The organism is Streptomyces sp., assembly GCF_050698815.1.
Taxonomy (GTDB): domain Bacteria; phylum Actinomycetota; class Actinomycetes; order Streptomycetales; family Streptomycetaceae; genus Streptomyces.
The window spans coordinates 1-4612 of record NZ_JBOHCV010000314.1 but is presented as its reverse complement, the minus strand read 5'-3'; the positions used below and the strand labels follow the sequence as shown (position 1 = coordinate 4612).

The 4612-nt window shown below is 71.6% G+C and carries 5 protein-coding genes and 1 pseudogene; 4 read left to right on the top strand and 2 right to left on the bottom strand.

What is annotated here, in order from left to right:
• Positions 1–658, bottom strand: a pseudogene (locus ACRDP3_RS11435) (CDP-alcohol phosphatidyltransferase family protein); the annotation flags it as partial.
• A gap of 203 nt (positions 659–861) precedes the next feature.
• Between ACRDP3_RS11435 and galE the strand changes: the two are divergent.
• The 3 genes from galE (at position 862) to idi (ending at position 3634) form a co-directional block, all read left to right on the top strand.
• Complete coding sequence (galE, locus tag ACRDP3_RS11430) at positions 862–1869, top strand: UDP-glucose 4-epimerase GalE (RefSeq protein ID WP_431516777.1); 1008 nt, start codon at positions 862–864, stop codon at positions 1867–1869.
• A 215-nt stretch (positions 1870–2084) separates the two neighbouring features.
• Positions 2085–3020 carry a cation diffusion facilitator family transporter gene (locus tag ACRDP3_RS11425; protein WP_431516776.1) on the top strand — a complete coding sequence of 312 codons (936 nt, stop codon included), beginning with the start codon at positions 2085–2087 and terminating at the stop codon, positions 3018–3020.
• A gap of 53 nt (positions 3021–3073) precedes the next feature.
• Entirely contained in the window at positions 3074–3634 is a 561-nt protein-coding gene (gene idi / locus ACRDP3_RS11420) for an isopentenyl-diphosphate Delta-isomerase (protein ID WP_431516775.1), read from the top strand.
• A 35-nt stretch (positions 3635–3669) separates the two neighbouring features.
• Here idi and ACRDP3_RS11415 read toward each other — a convergent pair whose 3' ends face one another.
• Positions 3670–4194 (bottom strand): ATP-binding protein, encoded by a 525-nt coding sequence (locus tag ACRDP3_RS11415; RefSeq protein ID WP_431516774.1) that lies wholly within the window; start codon positions 4192–4194, stop codon positions 3670–3672.
• 218 nt (positions 4195–4412) lie between these two features.
• Here ACRDP3_RS11415 and ACRDP3_RS11410 point away from each other — a divergent pair.
• Positions 4413–4612 (top strand): enoyl-CoA hydratase/isomerase family protein (locus ACRDP3_RS11410; RefSeq protein WP_431516773.1); only part of this gene is annotated, 200 nt, incomplete at its 3' end.

Below are 4612 nucleotides of genomic sequence, written 5' to 3'. Positions count from 1 at the left end.
GCGCGGTGATCAGCGAGGCCGTCGTGACCTGGTTCGGGGTGAGTCCGCGGCGGGCGCACCAGCGGGCGATGTAGCGGGAGTAGGGGCTGACGCAGAAGGTGGTGAAGAAGCCGTCCCGCGGCTTGACGGCGGAGCGCAGCCGTACCGCCTCCTCGTCCACGCCGTCCACGGCCTCCCGGGCAGCCGCCCGTGCCTCGTCGTCGGCCGGAACGGTCGCGACGAGCGTTCCCAGCTCGGGCCGGTGCACGGCCACGCCGTCGGCGGCGAGGGTCTCCGCGAGGGTGTCGGGCACGCTGCGCGCCGGCGCCGTGACAGCGGCCTGCGGCGGGCCGGACGCGTCGGACGCGGCGGGCACGGTCCGGTCAGCGGTGGCGAAGGCGCGGGTCAGCGCGGCGCGGGCCTGCGGCTGGACGGTCAGCGCGCCCGGGGCGGCAGCCGCCGGGAAGCGGGGGTCGGTGAGGGCGAGCCGGAGGCTGTGGGCGTGGCCCACGAATCGGGGATCGACCAGCGCGACCCTCTCACCGGCCGGGACGCCGGCCAGTTCCGTGGAGACGTGGCCGGGCTCGGCCGCCACCCGCACGTCGAATCCCAGCGACCGCAGGTCGCTCTCCAGCGGCGACCCGGCGACCGGCGAACCGGTGAGGATGGCGGTCGACAGTCGAACTCACTCCTTGGCAGCGTTCAGGGCGCGCCGTCGCCCGTTCGAGGGGAGTGCGGCACGTCGGCAGAGGCTATCGGATCGAACGGGGCGAGCCTTCATCGCGCGTTCACCGGCCGATCGCCTCCCGGCCGGGGACAGCATGGTCGATCATGGGCGCGGGCCACAAACGCGGGTCGATCGAGGGTGGATAGGGTGCCGGTATGACGTGGTTGATCACAGGCGGGGCGGGATACATCGGGGCACACGTCGCTCGGGCGATGGTGGAGGCCGGCGAACGGGTGGTGGTGCTGGACGACGTCTCGGCGGGGATTCCGGCCCGGCTCGAGCGGGTCCCCGGGCAGTCGCCGCTGGTGGTGGGATCGGTCCTGGACCGGGCACTGCTGGACCGTACGCTCACGGACCACGAGATCACCGGAGTGGTCCACCTGGCGGCCCGCAAGCAGGTCGGCGAGTCCATGGAGCAGCCGCTGCGCTACTACCGGGAGAACGTGCACGGGCTGACCGTGCTGCTCGAGGCGGTCGCCGCGGCTGGCGTGCGCCGCTTCGTCTTCTCCTCCTCCGCCGCGGTCTACGGCTCCCCGGATGTCGATCTCGTCACCGAGGACACGCCGTGCGCCCCGGTGAACCCCTACGGCGAGACGAAGCTCGCGGGGGAATGGCTGGTGCGCTCCTCCGGCCGGGCCACCGGCATGGCCACCGCCTCGCTGCGCTACTTCAACGTCGCGGGCGCCGCGGAGCCGGAGCTTGCGGACACCGGAGTGTTCAACATCATCCCGATGTTCTTCGACGCCCTCACCCGCGACGAGGCGCCGATGATCTTCGGGGCCGACTATCCGACCCCGGACGGCACCTGTGTGCGGGACTACATCCACGTGCGGGACCTGGCCGAGGCGCACGTCGCCGCCGCCCGCCGGGTGACCGCCGACGCCTCCGGTGCCCGCGCCGGCAGCGGCACCGGCCTCACGGCGAACATCGGCACCGGGACCGGCGTCTCCGTACGCGAGATGGCCGACCTCGTCGCCGAGATCACCGGCAAGCGCGAGCCGGCGGCCCGGGTCGCTCCCCGGCGTGCCGGGGACCCGGCCCGGGTGGTCGCCTCGGCGGAGCTGGCGGCGAAGGAGCTGGGCTGGACGGCCCGGTTCGGCGTGCGGGACATGGTCACCTCCGCGTGGGTGGGCTGGTGCCTGCGGCACCCTGGGCTCCGCTGACGGTCCCCGCCGAAAATACTGCCGGTCCGCGTGAGGGTGTCCTGACCTGCGGCGCCGACACCGGGAGAAAAGCCCAGGTCACAGCACATGACAACGGTGTTCAGCGTCGCGTTGCACCGCTCCGTCCGGCGTAGTTGACTTGCCACCGTCAGGGGCTGTGTTTTCGGCGTTTTTCGGCGGACACGGCGCACACGGTGAACGCGGAGGCTGCGGCGATGGGTGCAGGGCACGATCACGGGGGGCCGCCGCCCGCGGCGGGCAGCACCGCTGCGGCCGCGTACCGCAACCGGCTGCGGGTCGCGCTCGGCATCACCCTCGGGGTCCTGGTCACCGAGGTGGTCGGGGGTCTGCTCGCCGATTCGCTGGCGTTGCTGGCCGACGCCGGGCACATGGCCACCGACGCGCTCGGGCTCGGCATGGCGCTGCTGGCGATCCACTTCGCCAACCGGCCCGCGAGCGAGCGGCGTACCTTCGGCTTCGCCCGCGCGGAGATCCTCGCCGCGCTCGCCAACTGCCTCCTGCTGCTCGGCATGGGCGGCTTCATTCTCTACGAGGCCGTCGACCGCTTCCTCGACCCGGCCGGCACCGACGGCGGTCTGACCGTCATCTTCGGCGCCATCGGCCTGGTGGCCAACCTCGTCTCGCTCTCCCTCCTGCTGCGCGGCCAGAAGGAGAGCCTCAATGTGCGCGGAGCGTTCCTGGAGGTGCTGGCCGACGCACTGGGCTCGCTGGCGGTGCTGGTCTCGGCGGCGGTCGTCCTGACGACCGGCTGGCTGCCCGCCGACCCGATCGCCTCGCTGGTCATCGGCGTGATGATCGTTCCCCGTACGCTCAGACTCGCGCGCGAGGCGCTGGACGTGCTGCTGGAGTCGGCACCCAAGGACGTCGATCTGGCCGAGGTGCGCGAACACATCCTCGCGGTGGACGGCGTCAGCGGTCTGCACGACCTGCACGTGTGGACGATCACGTCCGGGATGCCGGTGCTCTCGGCACATGTGGTCGTCTCGCAGGAGGCGCTGGACTCCGTGGGGCAGGAGCGGGTGCTGCATGAGCTGCAGGGCTGTCTGGGCGACCATTTCGACGTCGAGCACTGCACGTTCCAACTGGAGCCGCGTGGACATGCGGCGCACGAAGCGAAGTTGTGCCACTGACGTACGGCACACTGGGGCGCATTGCCGAACAGTGGCCCGATAGAAGGACGAACATGGCGAACAGCGCGATTGCCCCGATCATGCTCGAACTGGTCGACGAGGACGGGATGACGATCGGCACCGCCGAGAAGCTCTCCGCCCATGTGGCACCGGGCCGGCTGCATCGCGCGTTCTCCGTCTTCCTCTTCGACGAGGAGGGGCGGCTGCTGCTGCAGCGCCGCGCGTTCGGCAAGTACCACTCCCCCGGAGTCTGGTCCAACACCTGCTGCGGACACCCGTATCCCGGCGAGCCGCCGTTCGTCGCGGCGGCCCGGCGGGTGGGCGAGGAACTGGGCACGGCGCCGTTCCTGCTGCGGGCGGCGGGCACGGTGCGCTACAACCATCCCGATCCGGACTCGGGCCTGGTGGAGCAGGAGTACAACCACCTCTTCGCGGGACTGGTGCGTGACCAGCTCCACCCGGACCCGGAGGAGATCGCCGAGACCGCCTTCGTGACCTCCGGCGAGCTGGCGCGGCGGCAGGCGGAGGGAGCGTTCTCGGCCTGGTTCATGACGGTGCTGGACGCCGCCAGGCCGGCGTTCGGCGAGCTCACGGGCGCCGCCGCCGGCTGGTGACGCAGGGGCGGTGAGGCCGGCAGCGGCGTCCGGACTCAGATCGACGGCAGTCGGGGGAAGACGACGGGCAGCGGCAGTGCCGCCCAGATCACCTTGCCGCCCGCGCCGGTCTGCTCCACATCACAGATACCGCCCGCCTCCAAAGTGATCATCTTGACCAGGAGCAGCCCGCGCCCGCCGGTGTGCTCCTGGCCGGGATCGGCGTCCAGTGCCTTGGGCCGGTAGGGGTGACTGTCCTCGACGGCGACGCGCAGCCAGCCGTTGCCCAGCGACACCTCCACGCCGATCTCCGGTGAGAGCAGCGCCGCGTGCCGTACGGAGTTGGTGACCAGCTCCGAGAGGATCAGCAGCAGGTTCCGCAGCATCTCGTCGGGCACCAGCCCCTGGCGCCGGACGAGGTCGCGTACGGCGTGCCGCAGCCGCGGCACGGAGGAATCCAGCGCGGGAGCCGTGAACCTCCAGCTCCCCTCGTGGGAAGGGGCCTGGACCGGTTCCCGCACCGGTGCGGCGACCGGGGACTGCCCGCCCGCCCCGGGCGGATGACTCCCACGGCTCTCCATCTCCCCGCACCTCACTCTCCGAGTGTTCTTGCAGATGTACGTGCACGACTGTGTAACGAGTGTGGGTATGCCAGGGGCGTGCTCCGCTCCGCTGACTGCAAGTCGGCACTTATCGATGGCAATTGACAGAAGATGCACGCGCCGCACCGGTTCTGTGACTGATCAGGCATCCCCGCCGCACACCGCGCCGCCCGCTCCCCGGATACGATCCGGCACCTATGGACCCGGCACAGCAAGCACCGCCCGCACAGCAGGCACCGCCCGGTGTGCTCACCGAGCAAGCCGACGGCGTCGCCACGCTCACCATCCGGAACCCGGCCAAGCGCAACGCGATGACCCCTCAGATGTGGCGCGAGGTGCCGGTGCTGCTGGAGCGGCTCGCCGCGGACGCCTCCGTACGGGCGCTCGTCCTCACCGG

Excerpts from the sequence above, each read along its gene's own strand:
- galE (WP_431516777.1), top strand. The coding sequence starts at position 862 with ATGACGTGGTTGATCACAGGCGGGGCGGGATACATCGGGGCACACGTC.
- ACRDP3_RS11425 (WP_431516776.1), top strand. The coding sequence starts at position 2,085 with ATGGGTGCAGGGCACGATCACGGGGGGCCGCCGCCCGCGGCGGGCAGC.
- idi (WP_431516775.1), top strand. The coding sequence starts at position 3,074 with ATGGCGAACAGCGCGATTGCCCCGATCATGCTCGAACTGGTCGACGAG.
- ACRDP3_RS11415 (WP_431516774.1), bottom strand. The coding sequence starts at position 4,194 with ATGGAGAGCCGTGGGAGTCATCCGCCCGGGGCGGGCGGGCAGTCCCCG.